The organism is Streptomyces sp. SBT349, assembly GCF_001083795.1.
Classification (GTDB): Bacteria; Actinomycetota; Actinomycetes; order Streptomycetales; family Streptomycetaceae; genus Streptomyces.
The window spans coordinates 13,989-36,646 of sequence record NZ_LAVK01000011.1 but is presented as its reverse complement, the minus strand read 5'-3'; the positions used below and the strand labels follow the sequence as shown (position 1 = coordinate 36,646).

Below are 22,658 nucleotides of genomic sequence, written 5' to 3'. Positions count from 1 at the left end.
CTCTCAGGAGGTGGAGCAGGCGCCGCCGCTCAGCGTGAACTCGCTGGGCTCCGCGTTGGCCGAGCCCTTGCTCGCCGTGAAGCCGAGCGTCACCGAGCCCCCGGCCGGGATGGTGGCCGTGTAGGAGGCGGGCGTGACGGTCACGGCGCCGCCGCTCTGCGCGGAGGTGCCGCCCCACATGTTCCCGATGGACTGGCCGTCGGCGAAGGAGAACGCCAGGGTCCAGCCCGAGATGGCCGCGCTGCCCGTGTTGCCGATGACGATCTCGCCCTGGAAGCCGTTGGACCACTCCCCCACGATCGCGTAGCCGACCGAGCAGGCCGCGGGCGTCCCGCCGCCGTCCCGCGTGGTCACGCTCACCGCGCTCGAACGAGGCGAACGGTTGCCCGCCGCGTCCCTGGCGTAGACGGCGAAGGTGTAGGCGGTGTCGGCCGAAAGCCCGGTCACCGACACGGAGTTGGCGGAGCTGCTCGCCACCTGCGTCTCGGTCGACCCGCTGACGCGCACGATGTCGTAGCGGGTGACGGCGACATTGTCGGTCGCCGCCGTCCAGGAGAGGCGGACCGAGCTCGCCGTGACCTCGGACGCGGCCGGCGCGCCCGGCGCGGTCGGGGCCTGCGTGTCACCCGGATTCCCGCCGCCGCCGTAGACCGCGGCCTCCTCCGAGGTCTGGGAGATGCCGTTGGCGCCCGTGAAGAAGCGCTGGCCCCAGGAGCTGAGGGAGTTGGGGTCGAAGCCGTTGACCAGGTCCAGGTACTCCACGCCCCCGCCGTTGCCGCTCCAGGACCAGCCGATGTAGCCGAGCCCGAGCTGCTGCGTGACGGACATGATGGTGTCCTCGTCCGGGTTGCCGTCCGAGTGGTTGTGGCCGAACTCGCCGACCAGCACGGGCAGACCGGCGCTCACATAGGCGTTGAGATAGTCCCGGATCTCGGCCGCCGTGTCGTACACGCCGTACATGTGAACGGAGAAGATCGTGTTCCGGTCCACATCCGCGGCGAACACCGACTGCGCGTTGGAACGCATCGTGCCCGACCAGTCCTGGCCCCAGTTCGGCGCGTCCACCATGATCGTGTGGTCCAGGCCCGCGTTGCGCAGCGTCTGGATCGCGCCGCGCGTGTCGTTGGCCCAGCCGGCGGTGTTGGTGTTGCCGTACGGCTCGTTGCCGATGTTGACGATGACGTAGTCCTCCTGGCCGACCAGCGCGCTGCGCACGTCGACCCAGTACTGCGCCGCCTGCGCCAGCGTCGCCGCCGCGCCCTCCTCGCCGTAGCCGGTGGTGTCGTGGACCTCCAGCACGCAGATGAGGCGGTTGGCCTTGCAGAGACTGACGACATTCGCCACATCGGCGACGTCGTTGCGCGTCCAGCGGGTCCCGTTGCTGAGCACGACGCGGACGGTGTTGGCGCCCTTGGCCTTGATGTCGGCGAACGAGTCGGTCTCGTTGGGGTACCAGGCGTGGGCGTGGTTCACGCCGCGCATCACGAAGTCGTTGCCGTTGGACTCGACCAGCCGGCCGTCGACGACGCGGAAACCGACGGCGGCGGGAGCGACGGGCTCGGCCTGCGCGGACCAGCCGAGGCCGAGCAGGCTCACCAGCAGGGCGAACAGCACGCCCGCGGACAGCCCGGCACGCGACCGGGCGCGGCGGCCTTCGCGCGTGCGGGATCTCATTCTTCTCATTGCGGCTCCAGAGAGGGAACGATGGATTGGCACGTTGCAATTGGGAGCGCTCCCATACAGGCACCGACTCCGCGGCACGTCAAGACGCGGGACAGGAATCCGCATGAGCCCTAGCCGTTTATGGCGCGTCGGGCGGACGAATGGCCGGGGTCCCGATCTCCGACTAATCTGACGAAATGGACGACAAGGACATCCTCGCCCGCGTCGGTGAGCTGGTGGCGGAGGAGCGTGACCTGCGGGCGCGCTCGGACGGGCACGGGCTCCAGCAGGATGACCAGGCGCGGCTCGCGCGCGTCGAGGCACGGCTCGACCAGTGCTGGGACCTGCTGCGCCAGCGCCAGGCCAGGGCCGAGTTCGGCGGCGACCCCGACCGCGCCGTGACCCGCCCGATGTGGGAGGTCGAGGGGTACGAGTCGTAGGACGCCCGCTGTCCTACGGCAGCTCGCCTTCGGCCACCGTGGCGCCTTCGCTCGCCGTGGCGCCTTCGGTCGCCGGGGACGCCGCCCACGGCATCGGGGGCGCGGACCGTGACGGCGAAGAGTGCGCCGTCACGGTCCGCGCCCCCGCGTTCACGGCCGGGGCGGGGCCGTCACACCACCAGCCACACGCCGCCGGCGACCAGGAAGGCCGAGACGCCGAGGGTCGTCTCCAGCACCGTCCAGGTCTTGAGCGTCGTCTTCTCGTCCATTCCGAAGAAGCGGCTGACCAGCCAGAAGCCCGAGTCGTTGACGTGTGAGAGCACCGTGGCGCCCGCCGCGACGGCGACGACGAGCAGGGCGATCTGCACGTCGCCCAGGTTGGCGTCGGCGACCGCGCCCGCCATCAGCCCGGAGGTGGTGGTCAGCGCCACCGTCGCCGAGCCCTGGGCAACGCGCAGCAGGGTGGCGATGATGAAAGCCTGGACGATCAGCGACAGCCCGAGGTCCGACAGCGACTCGCTCAACGCGCCGCCGATGCCGCTGAGTTCGAGGACACCGCCGAACATCCCGCCGGCGCCCGTGATCAGGATGATGGAGCAGATCGGGCCGAGGGACTCGTCCAGGGTGGAGGTGACCTCGGACATGGACGAGGCACGGCGGCGCGCGAGCAGGGCGATCGCGAGGAGGACGGTGAGCATCAGCGCCACCGGGGTGCTGCCCAGCAGGCCGAGGAAGTCCGCCCAGCCCTCGCCCTCGTCGACGGTGCCCGCGGTGACGAGCGTGTCGATGACCGTGTCGAAGGAGATCAGGACCAGCGGGAACAGGAGGAGCAGGAGCACCAGGGCGAACGACGGAGGCTCCTCGTCGGGGGCGGACTCGCTCCCGTCCTCGCCGCCCCGCTGCGCCGGGGTCCTTCCGTTGCCGTCCCTGACCTCGCCGAAGAGAACCTCCGGCACGGGAACGTAGACCTTCGCCGCCATCCACCGGGAGACCAGCATCACGCCGACGTACCAGGCGATCACGGCGATCGGTATGCCGACCAGCAGCGTGATGCCGATGCTGCCGCCGAGCACGTCGGTCGCGGCGACCGGCCCGGGGTGCGGCGGCGTGATGGCGTGCATGGCGGCGAACGCGCCGGCCGCGGGCAGCGCGTAGAGCAGCAGCGAGCCCCCGAACCGGCGCGCCACGGTGAGGATGATCGGCAGGAAGACGACCAGGCCGGCGTCGAAGAAGATCGGGAAGCCGAAGAGCAGGGCCGCCACGCCGAGGGCGAGGGGCGCGCGGCGTTCGCCGAATCTGTTGATCAGCGTGTCGGCCAGCACTTGGGCGCCGCCGCTCACTTCCAGCAGGCGGCCCAGCATCACGCCGAAGGCGACCAGCAGGGCGACGGAGCCCAGGGTGTCCGCGAAGCCGAACATCAGCACATCGGGGATCTCGGCGACAGGGAAGCCGACGGCGAGCGCCGTGATGACGCTGACCAGGACCAGCGACACGAAGGCGTGCAGCTTCAGCTTCATGATCAGGAACAGCAGCAGCGCGACGGCGCCCGCCGCGATCAGCAGCAGTGTCGCCGTGCCGTAGGCCGGCTCCATGGCTTCCATGAGAAGTCTCCGTTGAATTCTCGGTGTTCTCGTACATGGACTGGGTGGCGGCGGGCCCGAGCGGCGACGGCCGGCGTCTGCACCCTTCCCTGTCCTCCTCGACGGGTGCCGACCAGACTTACCCTTGAGTAGGACATAATCAAGGCGCTTCATTGAAATGTAATACTTATTGGAGGGCTCGGGCCGACGCGTAGGGTGATGGAGAACGAAGGACATCACCACGGTCCTGCCATGGGAGATCCATGACCAGTGAGGGGCGGGGGCTGCACGCGAGGCTGCTGGCATGCCTGGGGCCCGAGATCACATCCGGTGAGTATCCGCCCGGGACGATCCTGCGCACCGACTCGCTCGAACGGCGCTTCGACGTGTCCCGCACGGTCGTCCGCGAGGCGGTCCGCGTCCTGGAGTCCATGCGCCTGGTGGAGTCCAGACGCCGCGTCGGCGTGACCGTGCGGGCGGCCGAGGAGTGGAACGTCTGGGATCCCCAGGTCATCCGCTGGCGGCTGGCGGGCTCCGACCGGCCGCGCCAGCTGCGGTCCCTGACCATGCTGCGCTCGGCGGTCGAGCCGGTCGCGGCACGCCTCGCGGCCCGCCTGGCGACGCCGCGGCAGTGCGCCGAACTGACCGGTCACGCGCTGGGCATGGTCGCCACCTCGCGCGGCCAGCTGCTGGACGCCTACCTGGTGCACGACGTGGCGTTCCACCGCGTCGTGCTGCGCGCCTCGGGCAACGAGATGTTCGCGAGGCTGGGCGACGTGGTCGCGGAGGTCCTCGCCGGGCGCACCGAGCACCATGTGATGTTCACCGACCCCGACCCGGCGGCGGTGACCCTGCACGTCCAGGTCGCCGAGGCGGTGCGGGCGGGCGACGAGGAACGCGCCGAGCGGCTGACCCGCGAGATCACCACCGGCGCCATGGCGGAGCTCGACGTGCTGGCGCCGCCCTGACCGTCGCCGGCGAGACGTTCTCCTAGGACAGGTCGGTGGGCAGCAGGTCCCAACCCAGGGGCGAGAGCCGGCGCATGGCGGCCTCGGCGGCGGGGCTCGGGCCGTCGTCCTGGATCCAGGTCGACCAGTTCAACGACAGGTCGAGAGTCAGGTACCCCGCTTCGTTGACGATCCTCACCTGGAGCGGAGACGTGCCGGAGTACCAGGCGAGAGGACCGGCCACCCAGAGGGCGTCCGCGGACCTCTCGACGGGATAGCGGAGCACCCCACCGTTGCAGGACACCGGCAGTTCGCCGCCGTCGCCCTCGACCAGGGCACTCGTCGCCTCGGGCAGGCGCACCCGGATCGCCTCGACGTCCAGTTCGGTCCAGCCGGTCCCGCCGTCGGGCACGGAGCACTCCGGCTGGGCGAGGACGGCGCCGAACCAGTCCAGGATGACGGCGCGATCGAGCCGTTCGCGCCGGGCCACCAGGAGCTCGTTCCAGATGTCGGGGATGGCGACCGTCTCCGGCGGCGTGGTGAGACATAGCTGGTGGAAGCGCGCGGTCGGCCGCGGCTCCCTGAGCGGGTAGCCGAATTCGGCGTCGCAGCAGGCGACTTCGACGTGCACCGCGAGCGGTTCGAACAGGCCGTCCCCGAGAGCGAGGAGCGCGTCGACGGCCAGCGCGGCGAAGCCCAGCTGATCGTCGACACCGTCCGGGGCGACGAGTTCGGCATACGCGTGCGGGCGGGCCTCGAACCGGATGCTGACCTCGCTCACTCCGCCCCCATGACCCTCGTCCACGTCGTTCCCCCGCTCGGCCGCCCCGGTCGAACGCGCCGGTCGAACGCGCCATGACCACGCTAGTGCCGATCCGCACGGCGGCGTCCGCGCCCGTCACCGTTCCCCTCACCGTTCGCGGGACGGGGCACCGGTGCTTCACGATTCCGTGCCAATTCCTCTCCCGACCCGTGGCTGTCGGTGGTCGCGGCTAGGGTGATGGAGCGTCAGCCCGCGCGACGGGCGCCACTGACGTGAAGGGGGGACATGTCCCGGGAGAGTCAGCCGATTTTCGAGAGGCAGGCGGCCGTTCGGGCGGTTCGCGCACTGATCCGGCCGGACTATCCGTTACCGCAGGGCCGCCATCGGCCGATCGTCGTCTTCGAGGGCGGGCACGGCAGTGGCAAGACACTGCTGCTCGACACCCTGGCGGCGCGTGCGGATCAGCATGTCCCCTATGCCCGCGTGGACTTCGCCGAGGCGACGTACGACGACGTGGCCCAGCTGCTGCCCGCGCTCGCCGGGCAGCTCGCCCGCTACCGGCCCCGCTACCGCAGGCTGCGCTTCCCGCGGCTGCTCATCGCCCTGCTGGTGATGGAGCATGACCTGTCCCCGGTGAACTTCGAGCGGGCCCGCACGGCCGTCACCCAGCTGCTGCGGCAGCGTCGCAGCGGGAGCTGGCCGCAGCGCTTCCTCCAGGGCCTCGCGGGGGCGCCACCGGAGGTCGAGATCCAACTCCCCTTCCCGGTCAACCTGTTGCGGCTTCCGCTGGGCGGGCTGAGCGCGCTGGTGGGCTTCACCTTCCCGAGCCGTTCCCAGCGCTGGTTCGGGCACCGCGACCGGGGCCTCGTCGGGCAGGCGGTGGACACCCTCGTCGATCTGAGCACCGCGGCGCGCGACGCCAGGGACGAGCTCGACGGTCCCCGCGGCGCCGCGGCCCGGAGCCGGGTCACCGGGCTGCTGTGCGAGGCGTTCCTCGCCGACCTGCGGGACTGCCCGCGCCGGGTGAGACGGCTGCACACCCCGCTGCTGCTGCTGGACAACGTCGACGAGCCGGTCGGCCGCGCGTTCCTCGGCCGCCTCCTCGAAGCCCGTCCGCCCCTCCAGCAGGGAAGCCCCGCCGAGCCGTTGACGATCGTCGCGACCAGCAGGGGCGCCCTTCCCGAGATGGCGGAGGGCCCGGTGGTCCGGCTGGAGGACCTGGCCGGCGACGCCGCGCCCGACGCGCCGGACGCGCACCCGCTGTGGGCGCGGTACCGGCTGCCGAATCTCACCCGGTCCGACATCCAGCAGGTGATGGGCGGCGCGTCCCGCGACGCCCGGGCGGAGCGGCGGCTGGTCCGGCTGGTCCACGAGTTCACCGCGGGCCACCCCGAGGCGGTGGGCGTGCTGGCGTCGATCGCCGCACACCTTCCCCATCCCGCGGACAGCGTCGGGATGTTGCTCGCCCAGCCCCTGCCCGCCCGCGGTGGGCCCGGCGCCGCCGCTGCTGCCGCCGCCCCGGACGCCCCTGATCCCGTGGCGGTCACCGCGGAGCGGTGGCTGCTCGCCCGCCTGCTGCCCGCCGACGAACCCGCCGTCGAGGCCCTGGCCACCTGCGCCGCCGCGCGCGACGAGCTCGGCGGGCTCTGGCTCAGCCACCAGTCCGACCTGGTGGAGACGGCCCGGGGCGGCCAGGCGCGCCGGGCCGCGCCGTGGTCGGCCGAGGGCGAGGCGGGTGCCGCGGTGCTCAGGCGGCTCCTGCTGCGGCGGCTCGCCGCGCGGCCCGCGGGGCACCCGGCGGACTGGCAGACCGTGCACGGGCGGCTGCGCGACTTCTGCGCCGAGCGGGAGGACAGGACCGGCACGCTGTACCACCGGCTGGCGGTGAACGACGTGGCGTGGGTGGCCGAGGAGCTGGCGCGGCTGCTGCCCGGGATGCCGGGCGGCGCGTGGCTGGCCCTGCTGCGGGCCACCGCGCGGGCGCCGCTCGGCGTGGCCGAGCCGCTTCTGCGCGAGCCCTACGCCCTGTTCCACGACCTGACCAATGCCGCCTTCGGGACGCCTGCCGACGGCACGACCGCTCATGTGGGCCACCTCGTCACGGCGCTGCGGATCGTCGGCGATCCGCTGTGCGGGGTCGCCCGGGGGTTCCTGTACACGCAGGTCGCCTCCGCGTTGAGCACGCTGGCCCCGCAGTCACCGGACGGTCTCGTGGTCCTCCAGGAGGCCGTGGCCGAGTACAACCGGCTGGCGGAGTGGTGGTCCTGACTTCGGATGCCCGAGGAGAGCCTGATGTTCCGTTCCACCGTGGCCCCTGACGACGAGTTCGCGAATCCGCCCCGGCGCGTGCTGCGGCTGCTCCTGCTGGTGGGGGCCGTCGCCGCCGCCGGGGTGGTGGCGTTCCTCCTCTTCTGGCTGCCCGACCGCCTCGACTGCGGCGGCTCGGGCCTGACCGCGGAGGAGGGCGAGTGCCTGGGCGTCACGGACGGCTCCCCCGCCTTCCTCCCCACGGGGGACGAGGAGTTGGGGGACGAGTTCCGGAGCGTCCAGGAGCTGATCGAGGCCGAGAACGACCGCGTCGCCCAGGAGGCGGACGCGTATGTGAAGGTCGGCCTGCTGGCGACGCTCTCCCCCGACGACACGGGTCCCCAGGCGCCGCGGCGCGTGCTCCACGCGCTGGAGGGCGCCTACACCGCGCAGATGCGCGCCAACCACACGCGGCAGTTGGGCGACCCCTCCCCGCAGGTCCAGTTGCTGCTGGCCAACGTGGGGAATCGACACCAGAGTTGGGAGCCCGCGGTGGACGACCTGGTGTCGATGGCCGACGACGAGGCGCCGCTCGCCGCGGTGGTCGGGCTGTCCGTCAGCACCGAGGACAGCAGGGCCGCCGCGCAGCGCCTGGCCGAGCACGGCATACCGATCGTCGCGTCCTCGGCGAGCGCGGACGGCCTGAACTTCGAGACGGTGGACGGGCTGTTGCGCGTCACGGCGAGCAACACCGACTTCGTCATGGCGCTGCGCGAGTATGTGCGGGACCGCGACCATCTGGACGAGGCCATCCTCGTGCACGACCAGAACGCTCCGGACCTGCACGTGAACACCCTGACGGAGGCGTTCCTCGAACGGTTCTCGGAGGAGCTGGGCACGAATCCGGCCCAGCCCTTCCGGGGCACGACGGTCAGCGACGACGCCCCGGCCGCGCTGTTCGACGCCGCGGTGCGCAACGTCTGCCAGGTCGCGGCGGACATGGTCCTCTTCTCGGGCCGTACGGGCGACCTTCAGGCGTTCGTCGAGGCCCTGCACAGCCGGTCCTGCCGCGAGCAGCCGCTGTCGGTCCTCTTCGTGGAGACCGGCCCCGTCATCGCCGAGGACCAGCACGAGCGCCTCGCGGAGAGCAACCTCACCATCGTCCAGGCGTCCGCCATGGACCCGGCCTGGGCCCACGGCGCGGGCGAGGACGCCGACGTCCCGAGCGGCTTCGCCGACTTCTTCGAGCAGTACGACACCCATGTCGCCTACACGGAGGATGTGCCCGGGGCGCTGGAGGACGGATACGCGGTGGCCAACCACGACGCCCTGGCCACCGCCGTCCGCGCCATCCGGGTCAGCCACGCGCAGGATCCCGACTCCCCGGTGACCAACGCCCGGGTCCACGACGCCCTGTTCCTGCTGCACCTGGGCAACGCGGTGGAAGCCGCCGGCGGCACCCTGCACTTCACGACGGACCGCCGGGGCGACCCGGGCGGCAAGCCGGTCCCCGTCATCGAGACGCCCCCGGCCGCCACCCGGCCCGACCTGTATGTGACCCCGGGCCCGGGGTGACACCGGGCCCGGGGTCGGCGGGGCCGCCGGGGTCGGGTCAGCCGGTGGCCGGAGTGAAGTGGGCGGTCAGGGACAGGGGTTCGGTGACGGTCAGGGTCAGGTCGGGGCCGCCTTCCAGGGGTTCGCCGTTCGCGCTCCAGTGGTCGAGGCGGTAGCCGTCCGCCGGTTCGGCGTGGGCCGTGACGGTGGCGCCTCGTTCGTAGCGGCCGGGCTCGACCTCGTTGCCGCCGAGGGTGACCGTGCCCGCGTCCTGGGGGTCGGCCGCCGCCGTGACCGGGTCGCTGACCATGTTGATGGCCATCACGTTGATCAGCCGGACCGGTCCCGTGCTCGTGGCGCCGTTGTAGCGGGCGACGTTGACGGCCGTGACCGTCGCGTCCGCGCCGGCCTCGACGGTGTGGCCCTCCTCGTGCAGGTTGTCGGTGCCCAGGTTGTACGCGGTGGCCTCGCCCGAGGTGACGACCAGGCCGTTGCGGTACCCGTAGCCGAACACGTTCAGCGTCGTCAGGCCGATGGCGCCGTCCACGTGCACCAGGTCGGTCCTGGCGCGCGTGTAGCGGTCGATGACCTGCGGGAAGATGCTCGACTCCGGGCCCCAGTCCGGCATCGCGTAGCCCACGCGGGCGATGGCGTTGCCGTTGGAGAGCACGCCCTCGATCCGGCCGCCCTCGCTGGCGCCGACCGAGATGCCGCGGTTGAGGAACGCGCCGGAGAGCTTGCGGACCAGGAAGCCGTCGTTGTCGTGGGTGGCCATGTCCACCGCGTTCCAGGCGTTGGGCAGGCCGACGTTGACCACGTAGGTGCCCTCGCCGTTGCCGCGGATGGCGTACGGGTAGGCCACCAGGCCCTCGGGCGCCGCGGCGCTGTTCTCCGGGTAGAAGACCCGGAGGCCGGTGACCCCGGCGTGGTCGCCGTCCAGGGTGATCAGCGCGGTCGCGCCGCCCGGGTCGTCGGTCCCGCGGCCCTCGCGGGCCATCAGCACGGTGCCGCCGCTCGATCCGAGCAGGTCGCGGTTGGGTCCGGCGGAGGCGCCGCGCAGTTCGACGCCGGCCGGGACCCGCAGGTGGCCGTCGATCCGGTACCAGCCCGCCCGCAGGTAGACGATGCCGCCGCCGGCGCGTCCGGCCCGGTCCAGCGCGCGCTGGACGGCGCGGGTGGCGTCCCGCTCGGGCAGCACGCCCACCTCGTGCGGGGCGTCGACGTCGTGGAGCGTGCCGCGACCCGTGCGCGGCGTCGGGGCCGTCTCGTAGTCCTCCGGGAGTTCGGCGGTCAGCCGGTGCACCGTGCCCCGGGTGGGTCCTTCCAGCTCGGTGCCGGTCAGCTTCACATAGCCGCCTCCGGCGTTGTCCACCGACGCCTCGCTGCCCTCCAGCACGCTGCCGGCCAGTTGCAGGCCCCAGCGGCTGTCGATGTTCTCCACGCGCAGCGCGGTGTCGGTCCTGCGGATCTCGGTCTCCAGGAACGAGCCGGTGAACTCGGCGCGCTGGCCCGGCACCACGTGGATGCCGGTCCGGTAGTCCGAGGCCCGGATCCGGTGGAACTGGTCCCACTCCAGGTCACCCAGGGTGAGGCCGGTGCCGTTCGCCAGGGTCCAGGCGTCGAGGGTCTCGCGCGAGGGCGGGTCGTAGGCGGCGGGGGCGTCGGCCCAGTAGGAGTTGTCGAAGACGATGTTCTCCCAGGTGCCCACGTCCGCCCCGTTGTAGGCCGTGGCGCCCTCGAACAGCGCGGTGGCGCGGATGTTGCGGAGGGTGGCCGACTCGTGGACCTGGCCCGCGGAGGGCGCCTCCCCGCGGTCGTTGGCCATGGTGCTCACGCCGATGCCCCGGTAGGAGTTGAGCATGGTGACGTCGGAGATGGTGCCCATCATGTAGTTTTGATCGCCGGTCCAGGCGCGGCCGGGGATCTCGAACGTGTAGTTGTACGGCACCGGCTCGTCGGCGCTCTGCTCCGGGTAGTACGTGGTCACGCCCATCACCCCGGCGCTGCCGCCGACGCGGAACAGCGAGGGGCCGTCGTCGCCCGGGGGCAGGTCGGCGGAGACCACCGTGCCGTAGTCCTCGCCCTCGCCCTCGCCCTCGCCCTCGCCCTCGGTGTCGGGGTCGGTGTCGGTGTCGGGGTCGCGGCGGTCGCCGCGCAGCGTGCAGAACGCGAACACCTCGATGGTGTCGGTGACCCGGTAGGTTCCGGCGGGCAGCCAGACGGTGCCGCCTCCGGCGTCGGAGCAGTCGTACACGGCCTGCTGGATGGCGTCGGTGGAGTCGCGCCTGCCGCGGGGGTCGGCGCCGTAGCGGGTGGCGTCGAAGTCCGCGACGATCCAGTTGTCGGTGGGGTGGCGGGTGTCGACCACCTGGGGCCTCGGGGTGACCGTGCGCTCGGAGCGCACCTCCACCTCGGCCACGGTCTGGGTGGTGGAGCCGTCCGCGTAGCCGGTCAGCGAGAGGCGGACATAACGGGCGTCGGCGGTGGTGAAACGGACCCGGACCTCGCGGTTCGGCTGGGTCGCCCCGGCCTCCCGCACGGTGGTGAAGTCCCGTCCGTCGGTGGAGACCTGCACGGCGTAGGAGGGCGACTGCCGCGCGCCGAAGGTCACGCGCACGTCGTTGACCCGCTGCCCGCGGCCCAGGTCGACGGTGAGCCACTCGCCCTCGCCGGCGTTCCCGCTGGTCCACCTGGTGGCGGGGTCCCCGTCGGTGGCGGCGGCGGCCGGGTCGCCGCTGCTGACGGTCACCGGGGCCCCGGCGGCCACGTTGGTGTCGACCGCGGAGTCCTCGAAGGCGATGAGCTCGTCGCGCAGGGCGGTCAGCGCCTCCTTGGCGGCCTCGCCGGTGAGGCCGTCCTGCCCGGCGGCCTCCCGCGCGGCCCCGATCGCCGCGGCCATGGCCTCCTTGGCGCCCTCCGGGTACTGGCCGTCCCGCTCGCCCTCGCGGGCGGCGCCGAGCGTCCGCTCGGCGGTGTCGATCAGGCGCACCAGCCCGGCGGCCGGGTCGAGTTCGGCCGCCAGCGCGGTGACGCGGATGCCCGCGACGCTGATGTCGCCGCCCTCGGCCGCGAGGCGGAAGTCGGCGCCGTTGGCCCGGTTGGTGAGGATCGCGTCGTCCAGCGCGAAGGTGTGGGTGCGCCACTCCCCCGAGCCGGTCAGCTCCACGACCTCGGTGGGCTTGAACCGGTCGGGCAGCTCCTCGCCGGGCGAGTCGTAGTGCAGCAGGAAGCCGCCGGTCCCCTCGTCCAGGTAGTCCACGCTGATCTGGACGGGGCCCTCGTAGGCGTAGGCGTAGGTGTCGTCGACGGTCGCGTAGAAGAAGCCGGTGCCCGCCGCCTGGCCGGTGCGCCAGTAGCCGCGGCCCTCGTGCTCGCCGGTGACCAGGCCCGCGGCGTTGTCCCCCGCGCGCAGGGACAGCGCGTTGGCGGAGAGGCTGGCGCCCAGTTCGGCCCACGCGCCGGTGGCTCCGACGCGCAGCGCGGAGACGGTGATGTCCGCGGGCGCGCCCGCGCCCGTCTCACCCGCGCCCCCCTCGCCCCCCCCCGTCTCGCCGGTCAGGCGCAGCTCCTCGGCACTGCCGGCCGGGAGTTCGGCGGCGCCGGTGCGCCAGGCGCCGGTGCCGGTCAGGGCGATCCGCCGAACGGTCTCGCCCGAGGTCAGCACCAGGTCGCCCTCGCCCTCGTCGAGGTAGGTGACGCTGACCGCGAGCGGCGCGTCGGCCGGTATGGCCGCCAGCCAGTCGGCGTCGAAGCCGAACGCGAGGTGGCCGGTGCCCGCGGCGATGTCGGTGCCCCAGTAGGTCCTGCCGTCGCGTTCGCCGGTGCGCAGCCCGGCCCCGTCCTCGCCCGCGGCGGCGGTGAGGCCCAGCGTCTCGGGCTCGGGGCCGAGGTCGGCGCCCAGGCCCTGCGGGTACATCAGCTGCCCGACCGGCGGCTGCGCGGCGTGCGCGGCGGACAGGCCGGGGACGAGGGCGAAGGAGAGCAGGAGAAGCAGGATGGTCAGGGACCGGGACCCGCGCTGCGTGCGCGGTCTCGGCGGTGTCGGGGGCGGGGAATGCACGGACTACCTCCCGGGGTGACGGGGCGGGCTCAGGCGGGGACCGCATAAATCAAATCGATTTTCTAACGCGGGGGCAAGAGGCGTGCGGCGCTTGATTCCTGGGGCGGAACGGTGCGGGCCGAACGGTGAGGGGGAAGGGGCGCCACCCGGCTCGACGGCCTGGGGTAGCCTGCTCGGCGTTGTGGCGGGCGAGGCGCGGGTGGTGGCTGTGGCGGTGCAGCGGGTGACGGTGCGGAACGCGCGGTTCCAGCGGTGGCAGGCGCACCTCACCAATCGGAACAAGCGGCAGCGGGCCGGGGAGTTCCTGGTGCAGGGCGTCCGGCCGATCACCCAGGCCGTCGAGCACGGGTGGACGGTGCGGACGCTGCTCTACGACGAGAGCCGGGCGCCCACCCGGTGGGCCGCCGGGCTGCTGCGTGACGTGCGGGCCGAGAAGGTGGCCATGGCGCCCGAACTCCTCGCCGAGCTCGGCGGGAAGGACGAGGGCGTCCCCGAGATCGTGGCCGTCGCCGAGATGCCGCCGGACGACCTGGCGCGGATCCCGGTCGGGCCCGGCTTCCTCGGCGTGGTCTTCGACCGGCCGACCAGTCCCGGGAACATCGGCACCATCGTCCGCTCGGCCGACGCCTTCGGCGCCCACGGCCTCGTGGTCACGGGCCACGCCGCCGACGTGTACGACCCCAAGGCGGTGCGGGCCAGCACCGGTTCGCTGTTCGCGCTGCCCGTGGTGCGGGCGCCGGGCCACCGGGAGGTGACCGACTGGCTGTCGGCGTCGCCCGGGGTCACAGTGGTGGGAACGGACGAGAACGGCTCGGCGGACGTGGACGCGTTCGACCTGACCGGGCCCGTTCTGCTGGCCGTCGGGAACGAGACAACGGGCCTGAGCGCGGCGTGGCGTGAACGGTGCGACGCCCTGGTCCGCATCCCGATGAGCGGTTCGGCGTCCTCGCTCAACGCGGCGGGCGCGGCCGGCGTCGTGCTCTACGAGGCCGCCCGCCAGCGCCGCGCCGCCGCGAAAGGCGCGTGACAGGGCGGGCACGGGTGCCCATCATGGGCGGATGGCACGGATCAGGGACATCGTCGTCGACTGCGCCCACCCGGCGGCCGTGGCGCGGTTCTGGGCGGCGGCGCTGGACGGGTACGCGATCGCGCCCTACGACGAGGCCGAGCTGGCGCGGCTGAGGGCGCTGGGGATCGACGGCCCCGAGGACGACCCGACCGTGCTGGTCGAACCGGCCGGTGGCGGACCGCGGTTGTGGTTCCAGAAGGTCCCCGAGCCCAAACGCGCCAAGAACCGCGTCCACATGGACCTGCTCCCCGCCGAGAACGGTGGTTTCCAGGCCGAGTTGACACGCCTGCTCGGCCTCGGGGCGCGGGTTGTGGAGGTACACGAGGGCCTGACGGTCCTCGCCGACATCGAGGGCAACGAGTTCTGCCTGCTGCATGAATGACCTGCGGTCGGCCGGGCCGCCGCCACGCGTCATAGTTGTCCCCCGCCGGCGCGGGGGTACCGTTCCGAGTGTCGAGATCAGAACGGGAGCCATGCCATGCCTGACACCATCGGCGACAGGCTGCGCAAGAGCAGGAAGCGCGGCGGCCTGACCCAGCGTGAACTCGCCCGGAAGTCCGGGGTCTCCTACTCCCTGATTCAGCAGCTCGAACAAGGCGCGCGGCACGACACCCGCCTTGAGACGGCCCGAAAGCTGGCCGCGGCCCTGCGCGTACCGACCACGAAGCTGATTGCCGAGCACGCGGAGGAGTCCGCGGACGGCGCGACGGTTGAGCTGTGGGCGACCGTACGCCGAGCAGCCGCGGGCCTTCACGAGGACGGCGACATCGCCGAACCGCCCACAGCCGAGGGGGTGCGGAGCGCGCTCGACGCCACCACGCCGCTCTTCGCCGGCGATCGGTTCGGACAACTGAGCACGGTGCTGCCCCGGTTGATCAGGGACGCGGACGTTCTGGCGGGTATCGATCGTGACGGGCGTGCCGTGCGCACGCGACTCATGCAGCTCGTCGGCTGGCTACTGGTCCAGACGAGGCAGTTCGACATCGCGGAGGATGTGCTCGCACGTGTGCTCGGAGAGTCCGCCGACCGGCTCCAGGGTGCGGCCGTCGTGAACACGCAGTGCTGGCTGGCCCTGAGGCGCGGGCGCCTCGCCGAGGCGGCAGACCTCGCGACCCGCTGGGCGGACGACGTGGAGCCCACCAGGCTGTCGCGGGCGACGATGGGGGAACTGAGCGCATGGGGCTGGATGTTGCTCCGCGTCTCGGCGGCGACCGTTCGGGACGCCCGCGAGGCGGAAGCGGAGGACGCGCTCCGCCTGGCCGAATCGGTCGCCGTGGCCATGGGGCGCGAACATGCTCCGAGGGATGACTACCTGAGGACGTTCGGACCGGTGACGGTGGCACTGAAACAGGCCGAGAACGCGATGATCATGGATCAGCCTGACGAGGTGTTGCGGCTGGCGAACCGGGTGCCCGCGGGAGGACTGCGGCCCACCAGTAACAACCGGAATCGGCACCTTCTCGATGTGGCCGCCGCTCAGGTCCGGTTGCGACACCATCCACAGGCGGTGGAGACGCTGCTCGGGATCCTGCGGCACTCCCCCGAGTGGCTGCCGAACCAGCGCTACGCCCGCGACATCATGGGCCAGGTCGTGGAGCGGCGGAGGATGTTGACACCGCAGATGCGGGCGCTCGCGGACGCGGTCAAGCTGCCGTTGTAACGCTGGTTGTGACTTCCGGAGACCCCTCCTCCGAACGCCCATCGACGCCCGGTCAGCGCCGGGCATAGCTTCATCGGCACCACAGACGGTCCGTGGTCGACACGTCACAGGAGCCGATCATGCCCAGCCCTCACCGGACCCCCGGCCAACGCTTGCGCCGCCGCGAGATCGCCGACGCGAGCGCGGGCCTCGGCCGGGACTGGCACGATCCGGATCCGGTCACCGCGCCGCCCCCGCTGGGCGATGAGCCGCCGACCCTCATCGACGGACGGGCATGCCCCCCGGCGCGCGCGCCGGAGCGGTGCCCCGCCTGCCCGGCTCCCGACGAGACTCCGGCCCCGCACGGGCACACCGGCGACCTGTCATGACGCTTCCGGTCCTCGTCCCGGTCTGCCTCGACTGCCGGACCCTGGCGGCGGAGCCGATCCCGGTCGCCGAGCACCCGGACGGCTGGATCCTCACCGCGTGCGGCGCGTGCCTGATCACCGGCCGGTGGATCCCCCTCGCCCAACGCCCGGACCTGGGCGACGGCGAGCCACTGTGCTACCCACCCATGGACCTGCTCCCGGCCTAGGACGGCGGTTTCCAGGCCGAGTTGACGCGCCTGCTCGGCCTCGGGGCGCGGGTGACGGAGACGCACGAGGGCCTGACGGTCCTCGCCGACACCGAGGGCAACGAGTTCTGCCTGCTGCATGAATGACCTGCGGTCGGCCGGGCCGCGGCCACGCGTCATACCCGCAGGACAACGGCCACGCCTCCGAGTGGAGATGGAGCCGGGCGCTGTGTCCCCTGAGTCGTCGGCGGGTACCGTGCTGGTGTCGAGTCAGAGCGGAGCCATAGTGCCATGCCGACCAGCAGTATCGGAGAGCGCCTGAAGCGAGCCAGGAAGCGCCGCGGGCTCACGCAACGCGGCCTGGCCGACGCCTCCGGCATCTCCCTCAGCCTCATCCGAAAGCTCGAACAGGGCGAACGCGGCGACACCAGGTTGGAGACCGCCCGCAAACTCGCCGCCGCGCTGCGCGTGCCCACCACCAGGCTGGTGGCTGCCGAGGCGACGGACGCGGAGCCCGCGACCGGCGCCGAGGCGGACCGGTGGGCCGGCGTGCGCGCCGCACTCGCGGCCCCGGGCCCCGGCGGCACGGAGGAGGTGCCGACCATCGGCGGAGTGCGTTCCGCGCTGGACTACGCTATCGCCTCGTACACCAGTGGCGACCTCCAGGACATGAGCGTGACTCTCCCCACGCTCCTGCGTGATGCCCACGCGCTGGCCGCCGTCCATCCCCAGGGCCGTGCGGTGCGTGCCGAGGTCATGCAGATCACCGGCCGTCTCATGACGCAGACCCGCAACTACGCGGCGGCCGACACCGCGTTCGCGGCCGTGGAGCGCGACGCACCCGACGCCGTGCACGGAGCCGCCCTCGCCAACAACAGAATGTGGTTGCTCCTGCGCCGCGGTCGCCTCGCGGATGCCAGCGCTCTGGCCGTTCAGTGGGCTGACGACCTGGAGCCACGGCTGTCCCGGGCCACTGCGGGCGAGCTCAGCGCGTGGGGCTGGGTACTCCTCCGAGTGGCCGCCACGGCGTCCAGGGACAACAGAGCGGACGAGGCCGAGATGGCGTTGCGCCTGGCAACGGCGGCGGCGGTCACCATGGGCCGGACGCCGACGTCCGCGGCGACCAAACGCGCGGGGTTCATCCGCAGGTTCAGCAAGCTCACGGTGGCGATGCAGCAGGCCGAGCAGGCGATGGTCGAGGAGCGGCCGGACGCGGTGCTGCGGCTGGCGAAGCGGATCGACGCCACCCGGCTCCCGGCGGCGACCGGAAACCGGAACAGGCACCTGCTGGATGTGGCGCACGCGCAGGTACTCACCCGGCGCCACGCGGAGGCTGTGGAGACACTGCTCACCGTGGAGGGGGACGCGCCGCAGTGGCTGCCGCACCAGCGGTACGCACGCGAGGTGCTGAGCCTGATCGTTGAGCGACGCCGGACGCTGACCCCGGACATGCGGCGGTTGGCCGAGGTGGTGCGCCTTCCGCTGTAGGGATGTGGCACTTCCGATCAACGGCTTCCGGAAGTGCCATTGAGCCGGTGACGGGCCGTCACTAGCGTCGGGGCATCGACGGTCCGTGGTCGACACGTCACAGGAGCCGATCATGCCCAGCCCTCACCGGACCCCCGGCCAACGCTTGCGCCGCCGCGAGATCGCCGACGCGAGCGCGGGCCTCGGCCGGGACTGGCACGATCCGGATCCGGTCACCGCGCCGCCCCCGCTGGGCGATGAGCCGCCGACCCTCATCGACGGACGGGCATGCCCCCCGGCGCGCGCGCCGGAGCGGTGCCCCGCCTGCCCGGCTCCCGACGAGACTCCGGCCCCGCACGGGCACACCGGCGACCTGTCATGACGCTTCCGGTCCTCGTCCCGGTCTGCCTCGACTGCCGGACCCTGGCGGCGGAGCCGATCCCGGTCGCCGAGCACCCGGACGGCTGGATCCTCACCGCGTGCGGCGCGTGCCTGATCACCGGCCGGTGGATCCCCCTCGCCCAACGCCCGGACCTGGGCGACGGCGAGCCACTGTGCTACCCACCCGAGCCCCACATGCCCCAACGCCTCGTACGACGGCTCGCGGCGCTGGGCCCGCGCCCCGATCTCCGGCCGCTGATAGAGCGGCTGATCACCACCTACAGCCTCACGCTCCTCGACGGAACGGCCCTGCTGATGCCGACGGAACTGGCGCAGGTACGGCGCGAGGTCCACGCCGCCGTGGCCGAACTCCGCGCCGCGACCCGCGGCACGCTCCACGCCGTGCCGAGCGACACGAGCCGGTGACGGGACACGCGGGGACGCTGGTGTCCGTGGAGATCGACACCCGCACGGTCCGCGTCGGAGATCAGATCATGATCGGAGCGCAGCCGTTCACCGTGCGGAACACCGTCACCCTGGCCGCCGGACGGAAGAGACTCGACTTCACCGACGGCGAGTCCTTCACCATGCTGCCGAACACCGTGCTGTGGGCCGCCCGCCGGACGCGGGTGCCGCCGCGGGGCGGCGCGCGGCAAACCTGAGGCCGGGTCGGGCCGACCGTGTCCGGCCGAACTGCTCGCGTTCTCGTCGTCGGCCGTCGGAATTCGATTGCGTCGGTGATGGCGGGCCTGGACCGCCTTCCGTTCTCCACGCGGGCAGTCGGCGATGAACCGGCGCGCCCGCGGTCGTCACATCCACAGCACGCCATCCCGCTCGTGCTCACGGACACGGAACGCGATCATCCGGCGCAGCAGGTCGTCCGGCAGGGGCCGGCCGTACGGCAGCCTGACCGAGCCCTTGCCGGTGGTGAAGCCGGCGAGATCGGCGTCGAACGCCTCGCGGGTGCTGGGCGTGAACACGACGTTCGCGTGCTTCGCGTGGGCGCTGGCCATGAACAGGATCGTCCCGGACGGGTGCACCCAAGCGGGACTCCCCCACTTGATCGCCTCACTCGCCTCGGGAACCGCCTCGCGGGCCAGCTCCCGCACCTGCTGGAGCAGTTCGCGCGCCTGCCCAGCGAACCCCTCGACGTACTCGTCGATCGTCTGCGGCCTGCCCATGGCGCCAGTCTGGCACGCCGGCCACGTGGGCGCGCCCGCTCGACACCGGACAGGAACCACCCGGGAGGACGGCGCGGGGGGCACCCCCTAGTATCGAACGTGTGAACGATTTGCCGTCCGATGTGCCGCGTCTCCGGGCTCTCGCGCGCTGGCTGGAGTCGCAGCTCGACGCCGTGCGGAGGGCCATCGACGAGGCCGAGGAGCGGGCCGGGCCGCGGTGGTGGGTGCAGTGGATGCGCTCGGCGCCCGGCGAGCCGCGGCGCGGGGTGCTGCACCGGGCCGGGTGCTGGTGCCCCGGCGCGCCCGACCTCCATCTGGCGGACGCGCGGCGGGTCGTGGCCGAGCACGGCGGCCGGATCGAACGGTGCATGGTCTGCCACGCCGAGGTCCCTCCGGCGGAGGACCGGTGAGACGCCCGTCCGGGCAGTGGCGTCGTGATCGCCGGTTGCGCAAGCGGGTGGCGGCGGGGTTGAGCGGGGCCGGCGTTGCCAAGTGCCCCGTGTGCGGGGCGGTTTGGGTGGCAGGAGGTGGATCGGCGTTCGAACGCGGCTGGCCGCCCCCGATCCGGACCAGGGCACCTCCTCCCACCCAGGCACTCAAAGCGGCTCCCATCGCGTGGAGCGAGCGCACAGCCCGGACCTTCCGGGTCGCTGATCCGGCCGGGCCCGTTCGGCCGAGCGCATGGCTCTCTCGGGATGGCGGCCAGTAGCCTGGAAACGGAGCGGGGGGTTGAGTCGTGAGGTCGTCTTTCCTGGGTGCGTATCAGCGGATCGAGGTAACACCCCAAGGTCTTCGCATAACGTACTTCGAAGAGGAGCGCGACAAGGATGCGCGCGTGATCAGGCGTTTTGCCGGCCGTGTGGAGAGATGGGCGTGGGCCGACATCGAGGCTTTGCGATGGCACCGGTATGGGAAGGACAACGAGCAACTGCTGATCATCGCGGTGCCCGGGGCGAACCCTGAACTCATCGGTCCCCGGGTGTGCGTGGAGTCCAACCTGTCTCGTCGCCAGTGGCGGCAATTCGCCCAGTGCGTCGCGGAGTCGACCGGGGACGGCTGGTGGTGGAGCCGCGCGTCCCCAAGCACTGCCGACGGTGGTGGCGGCGCCCACACCACGTCCAGGGCCACCGGACATCGTGATGCAGCGGACTCATTCCCCCACGGCCTTCGTGCTGGTCCAGTGCCTCTTTTGCCGACGCACAGGATCAGACGGAGGCCGTATGCACGTCCCCGGGATCCCCGTACGAGCCATCACGTTCGGGGCATCGTTCGAGGCCGGACCATGAAGAACGAGCTCAGCCCATGCGGCCCAGGTGGATCACGCTGACCCGTACCCACCCGCCGTCGATCTCGTACATCACGCGGTAGACCCCGACGTGGACGCGCAGCAGATCGGCGCTGCCGAAGGCGCCCTTGGGGCGGGGGTCACCGGCGAGGCGGTCCACCGAGGCGAAGACCTGGCGTACCCCCGCGGGATCGGTCGTGGCGAACCGCTCCGCCCGCGCGAGTGCCTCCGGCTCCCAGATGATCTCCGCAATCACGCCTCGTCCCCGCCGAAGACCCGGCGGAACGCCTCGTCGTGCGGCACGCCGGCGGCCTCCCCCCGCGCCTGCCGCTCGCGGTGGGCGGCCAGCGCCCGCATCTCCTCCAGCTCCAGCGCGTCGGCGGGGCTGATCAGTATCGCGACGGTGCGCCCGTGCTCGGTGATGGCCACCGGCTCGCGCGTCGCGCCGACCTCGTGGGCGATGGCCCCGAGCCGGGCCCCCGCCTCACCGATGGAGTAGCTGGTCTCCCACATGCGCACCACGGTACCGACGCCCACCCCCGGCGGAGCCGACCGTCGCCGGGCGACCGGGCGGCGGGGGCCCGCCTCGTTCGTTCACCGGATCTGGCGGCCGGAGATGGCGCGGGCGATCACCAGGCGCTGGATCTCGCTCGTGCCCTCGAGGATCGTGTAGATCCGGGCGTCGCGGTACATCCGTTCCACCGGGTGCTCGCGGCTGTAGCCCGCCCCGCCGAGGATCTGGACGGCCTTCCCGGTGGCGCTGACGGCGAGTTCGCCCGCGCGGAGCTTGGACATCGAGCCCTCGCCCGCCGTGAACGCCCGCTCGGTGCGGGCCATCCAGGCGGCGCGCCAGATCAGCAGCCGCACCGCGTCGATCTCCGTGCGGAGGTCGGCCAGGGGGAAGGCGACGGCCTGGTTCTCGATGATCGGGCGGCCGAACGCCTCGCGCTCCCCCGCGTACGCGAGCGCGTACTCGTAGGCGGCGCGGGCGATGCCGAGGGCCTGCGCGGCGACGGTGGGGCGGGAGACCTCGAACGTGGCCATCGCCGCCTGGCCCTTCGCGCGGTCGCCCTCGCGGGCCCTGGCGAGACGCCGGTCCAGGCGCTCCTTGCCGCCCAGCAGGCAGTGGCCCGGGACGCGCACGTCGTCGAGGAAGACGTCGGCGGTGTGCGAGGCGCGCAGGCCGAGCTTCTTGATCTTGCGGCCCGCGGCGAGCCCCGCCGTGCCCGGGGGGACGACGAACGCCGCCTGCCCGCGGGCCCCCAGCTCCGGTTCCACGGAGGCGACGACCACGTGGACGGCGGCGATGCCCCCGTTGGTGATCCACGCCTTCTGGCCGCCGAGCACCCACTCGTCCCTGGCCTCGTCGTACCGGGCGCGGGTGCGCAGCGCCGAGACGTCTGAGCCCGCGCCCGGTTCGGAGACGCAGAACGCCCCCACCGCCGGGGCGTCGGCATCGCCGAAGCACTGCGGCACCCACTCGGCGAGCTGGTCCGGCGTGCCCGCGGCGAAGATCCCGGCCACCGCGAGCTGGGTGCCGAACAGCGCCATCCCGATGCCCGCGTCGCCCCAGAACAGCTCCTCGTTGGCGAGCTGGAGCGTGAGGCCGGTGGGGTCGCCGAACATCTCGGCCAGCGACTCGAAGCCGTAGAGGCCGATGGCGGCGGCCTCCCTGATGACGGGCCAGGGGGTGTCCTCGCGCTCGTCCCATTCGGAGGCGGCGGGGCGGACGACGTCGGCGGCGAAGCCGTGGACCCAGTCGCGCAGGTGGCGCTGGTCGTCGGTGAGGTCGAGGGAGAACCCGCTCAT

At 72.6% G+C, this 22,658-nt stretch carries 23 protein-coding genes; 15 read left to right on the top strand and 8 right to left on the bottom strand.

The genetic code is table 11. The features are described 5' to 3' along the window. Positions 1 to 3 precede the first annotated feature (3 nt). Positions 4 to 1,674, bottom strand: coding sequence for a cellulase family glycosylhydrolase (locus tag ADY01_RS02795; protein WP_049564893.1), 1,671 nt, complete (start codon positions 1,672 to 1,674; stop codon positions 4 to 6). Between the two features lie 185 nt (positions 1,675 to 1,859). Between ADY01_RS02795 and ADY01_RS02790 the strand changes: the two genes are divergently transcribed. Further along, positions 1,860 to 2,102 (top strand): DUF2630 family protein, encoded by a 243-nt coding sequence (locus ADY01_RS02790; RefSeq protein ID WP_049564891.1) that lies wholly within the window; start codon positions 1,860 to 1,862, stop codon positions 2,100 to 2,102. Between the two features lie 170 nt (positions 2,103 to 2,272). Here the strand turns inward: ADY01_RS02790 and ADY01_RS02785 are convergent, their stop codons facing one another. Next, a complete protein-coding gene (locus ADY01_RS02785) occupies positions 2,273 to 3,703 on the bottom strand; it encodes a GntP family permease (RefSeq protein ID WP_049564889.1) in 1,431 nt (476 codons plus the stop codon). Between the two features lie 242 nt (positions 3,704 to 3,945). Between ADY01_RS02785 and ADY01_RS02780 the strand changes: the two genes are divergently transcribed. Continuing rightward, positions 3,946 to 4,650, top strand: a complete 705-nt coding sequence (locus tag ADY01_RS02780; protein WP_049564887.1) for a FadR/GntR family transcriptional regulator — start codon at positions 3,946 to 3,948, stop codon at positions 4,648 to 4,650. A 22-nt stretch (positions 4,651 to 4,672) separates the two neighbouring features. Here the strand turns inward: ADY01_RS02780 and ADY01_RS02775 are convergent, their stop codons facing one another. Continuing rightward, positions 4,673 to 5,410: a hypothetical protein gene (locus ADY01_RS02775; RefSeq protein WP_049564885.1), complete on the bottom strand. Its 738-nt coding sequence runs from the start codon at positions 5,408 to 5,410 to the stop codon at positions 4,673 to 4,675. Positions 5,411 to 5,677: 267 nt separating this feature from the next. On the opposite strand from ADY01_RS02775, the gene ADY01_RS02770 reads away from it, so the two are divergent. Both ADY01_RS02770 and ADY01_RS02765 read left to right on the top strand, forming a co-directional pair. Next, the gene (locus ADY01_RS02770) at positions 5,678 to 7,660 is read left to right on the top strand and encodes an ATP-binding protein (protein ID WP_049564883.1); all 1,983 of its coding nucleotides are present in this window, start codon (positions 5,678 to 5,680) and stop codon (positions 7,658 to 7,660) included. Between the two features lie 24 nt (positions 7,661 to 7,684). Beyond that, positions 7,685 to 9,214: a hypothetical protein gene (locus ADY01_RS02765; RefSeq protein ID WP_159000916.1), complete on the top strand. Its 1,530-nt coding sequence runs from the start codon at positions 7,685 to 7,687 to the stop codon at positions 9,212 to 9,214. A gap of 37 nt (positions 9,215 to 9,251) precedes the next feature. Here the strand turns inward: ADY01_RS02765 and ADY01_RS02760 are convergent, their stop codons facing one another. Further along, positions 9,252 to 13,253 (bottom strand): discoidin domain-containing protein, encoded by a 4,002-nt coding sequence (locus ADY01_RS02760; protein WP_107081614.1) that lies wholly within the window; start codon positions 13,251 to 13,253, stop codon positions 9,252 to 9,254. 214 nt (positions 13,254 to 13,467) lie between these two features. On the opposite strand from ADY01_RS02760, the gene ADY01_RS02755 reads away from it, so the two are divergent. The 10 genes from ADY01_RS02755 (at position 13,468) to ADY01_RS02715 (ending at position 19,045) form a co-directional block, all read left to right on the top strand. Next, complete coding sequence (locus tag ADY01_RS02755) at positions 13,468 to 14,280, top strand: TrmH family RNA methyltransferase (RefSeq protein ID WP_049564918.1); 813 nt, start codon at positions 13,468 to 13,470, stop codon at positions 14,278 to 14,280. A 31-nt stretch (positions 14,281 to 14,311) separates the two neighbouring features. After that, on the top strand, positions 14,312 to 14,704 hold the full coding sequence (locus ADY01_RS02750) for a VOC family protein (protein ID WP_049564879.1): 393 nt from the start codon (positions 14,312 to 14,314) through the stop codon (positions 14,702 to 14,704). Between the two features lie 96 nt (positions 14,705 to 14,800). Further along, entirely contained in the window at positions 14,801 to 15,982 is a 1,182-nt protein-coding gene (locus ADY01_RS02745; RefSeq protein ID WP_049564877.1) for a helix-turn-helix domain-containing protein, read from the top strand. Between the two features lie 119 nt (positions 15,983 to 16,101). Further along, positions 16,102 to 16,350, top strand: coding sequence for a hypothetical protein (locus ADY01_RS02740; RefSeq protein WP_049564872.1), 249 nt, complete (start codon positions 16,102 to 16,104; stop codon positions 16,348 to 16,350). After that, positions 16,347 to 16,556, top strand: coding sequence for a hypothetical protein (locus tag ADY01_RS02735; protein WP_049564876.1), 210 nt, complete (start codon positions 16,347 to 16,349; stop codon positions 16,554 to 16,556). The genes ADY01_RS02740 and ADY01_RS02735 overlap by 4 nt, the downstream gene beginning before the upstream one ends. A gap of 21 nt (positions 16,557 to 16,577) precedes the next feature. Further along, positions 16,578 to 16,682 (top strand): VOC family protein, encoded by a 105-nt coding sequence (locus ADY01_RS38810; protein ID WP_159000914.1) that lies wholly within the window; start codon positions 16,578 to 16,580, stop codon positions 16,680 to 16,682. A gap of 144 nt (positions 16,683 to 16,826) precedes the next feature. After that, positions 16,827 to 18,023, top strand: coding sequence for a helix-turn-helix domain-containing protein (locus ADY01_RS02730; RefSeq protein ID WP_049564874.1), 1,197 nt, complete (start codon positions 16,827 to 16,829; stop codon positions 18,021 to 18,023). Between the two features lie 112 nt (positions 18,024 to 18,135). Next, positions 18,136 to 18,384, top strand: coding sequence for a hypothetical protein (locus tag ADY01_RS02725; protein ID WP_049564872.1), 249 nt, complete (start codon positions 18,136 to 18,138; stop codon positions 18,382 to 18,384). Further along, on the top strand, positions 18,381 to 18,809 hold the full coding sequence (locus ADY01_RS02720; RefSeq protein ID WP_049564870.1) for a hypothetical protein: 429 nt from the start codon (positions 18,381 to 18,383) through the stop codon (positions 18,807 to 18,809). Before ADY01_RS02725 ends, ADY01_RS02720 begins: the two co-directional genes overlap by 4 nt. Before the next feature lie 26 nt (positions 18,810 to 18,835). Further along, a complete protein-coding gene (locus ADY01_RS02715) occupies positions 18,836 to 19,045 on the top strand; it encodes a hypothetical protein (protein WP_159000912.1) in 210 nt (69 codons plus the stop codon). Positions 19,046 to 19,192: 147 nt separating this feature from the next. Here the strand turns inward: ADY01_RS02715 and ADY01_RS02710 are convergent, their stop codons facing one another. Beyond that, positions 19,193 to 19,564 carry an iron chaperone gene (locus ADY01_RS02710; protein ID WP_049564866.1) on the bottom strand — a complete coding sequence of 124 codons (372 nt, stop codon included), beginning with the start codon at positions 19,562 to 19,564 and terminating at the stop codon, positions 19,193 to 19,195. A 101-nt stretch (positions 19,565 to 19,665) separates the two neighbouring features. On the opposite strand from ADY01_RS02710, the gene ADY01_RS02705 reads away from it, so the two are divergent. Beyond that, positions 19,666 to 19,974: a hypothetical protein gene (locus tag ADY01_RS02705; RefSeq protein WP_159000910.1), complete on the top strand. Its 309-nt coding sequence runs from the start codon at positions 19,666 to 19,668 to the stop codon at positions 19,972 to 19,974. 885 nt (positions 19,975 to 20,859) lie between these two features. On the opposite strand, the gene ADY01_RS02700 is transcribed toward ADY01_RS02705, so the two are convergent. The 3 genes from ADY01_RS02700 to ADY01_RS02690 form a co-directional block, all read right to left on the bottom strand. Continuing rightward, on the bottom strand, positions 20,860 to 21,105 hold the full coding sequence (locus tag ADY01_RS02700; protein ID WP_049564862.1) for a type II toxin-antitoxin system RelE family toxin: 246 nt from the start codon (positions 21,103 to 21,105) through the stop codon (positions 20,860 to 20,862). Next, a complete protein-coding gene (locus tag ADY01_RS02695) occupies positions 21,102 to 21,362 on the bottom strand; it encodes a type II toxin-antitoxin system Phd/YefM family antitoxin (protein ID WP_049564916.1) in 261 nt (86 codons plus the stop codon). Before ADY01_RS02695 ends, ADY01_RS02700 begins: the two co-directional genes overlap by 4 nt. A gap of 81 nt (positions 21,363 to 21,443) precedes the next feature. Next, positions 21,444 to 22,658 carry an acyl-CoA dehydrogenase family protein gene (locus ADY01_RS02690; protein WP_049564860.1) on the bottom strand — a complete coding sequence of 405 codons (1,215 nt, stop codon included), beginning with the start codon at positions 22,656 to 22,658 and terminating at the stop codon, positions 21,444 to 21,446.

Excerpts from the sequence above, each read along its gene's own strand:
- ADY01_RS02795 (WP_049564893.1), bottom strand. The coding sequence starts at position 1,674 with ATGAGATCCCGCACGCGCGAAGGCCGCCGCGCCCGGTCGCGTGCCGGG.
- ADY01_RS02790 (WP_049564891.1), top strand. The coding sequence starts at position 1,860 with ATGGACGACAAGGACATCCTCGCCCGCGTCGGTGAGCTGGTGGCGGAG.
- ADY01_RS02785 (WP_049564889.1), bottom strand. The coding sequence starts at position 3,703 with ATGGAAGCCATGGAGCCGGCCTACGGCACGGCGACACTGCTGCTGATC.
- ADY01_RS02780 (WP_049564887.1), top strand. The coding sequence starts at position 3,946 with ATGACCAGTGAGGGGCGGGGGCTGCACGCGAGGCTGCTGGCATGCCTG.
- ADY01_RS02770 (WP_049564883.1), top strand. The coding sequence starts at position 5,678 with ATGTCCCGGGAGAGTCAGCCGATTTTCGAGAGGCAGGCGGCCGTTCGG.
- ADY01_RS02765 (WP_159000916.1), top strand. The coding sequence starts at position 7,685 with ATGTTCCGTTCCACCGTGGCCCCTGACGACGAGTTCGCGAATCCGCCC.
- ADY01_RS02750 (WP_049564879.1), top strand. The coding sequence starts at position 14,312 with ATGGCACGGATCAGGGACATCGTCGTCGACTGCGCCCACCCGGCGGCC.
- ADY01_RS02745 (WP_049564877.1), top strand. The coding sequence starts at position 14,801 with ATGCCTGACACCATCGGCGACAGGCTGCGCAAGAGCAGGAAGCGCGGC.
- ADY01_RS02740 (WP_049564872.1), top strand. The coding sequence starts at position 16,102 with ATGCCCAGCCCTCACCGGACCCCCGGCCAACGCTTGCGCCGCCGCGAG.
- ADY01_RS02735 (WP_049564876.1), top strand. The coding sequence starts at position 16,347 with ATGACGCTTCCGGTCCTCGTCCCGGTCTGCCTCGACTGCCGGACCCTG.
- ADY01_RS02730 (WP_049564874.1), top strand. The coding sequence starts at position 16,827 with ATGCCGACCAGCAGTATCGGAGAGCGCCTGAAGCGAGCCAGGAAGCGC.
- ADY01_RS02725 (WP_049564872.1), top strand. The coding sequence starts at position 18,136 with ATGCCCAGCCCTCACCGGACCCCCGGCCAACGCTTGCGCCGCCGCGAG.
- ADY01_RS02720 (WP_049564870.1), top strand. The coding sequence starts at position 18,381 with ATGACGCTTCCGGTCCTCGTCCCGGTCTGCCTCGACTGCCGGACCCTG.
- ADY01_RS02710 (WP_049564866.1), bottom strand. The coding sequence starts at position 19,564 with ATGGGCAGGCCGCAGACGATCGACGAGTACGTCGAGGGGTTCGCTGGG.
- ADY01_RS02695 (WP_049564916.1), bottom strand. The coding sequence starts at position 21,362 with ATGTGGGAGACCAGCTACTCCATCGGTGAGGCGGGGGCCCGGCTCGGG.
- ADY01_RS02690 (WP_049564860.1), bottom strand. The coding sequence starts at position 22,658 with ATGAGCGGGTTCTCCCTCGACCTCACCGACGACCAGCGCCACCTGCGC.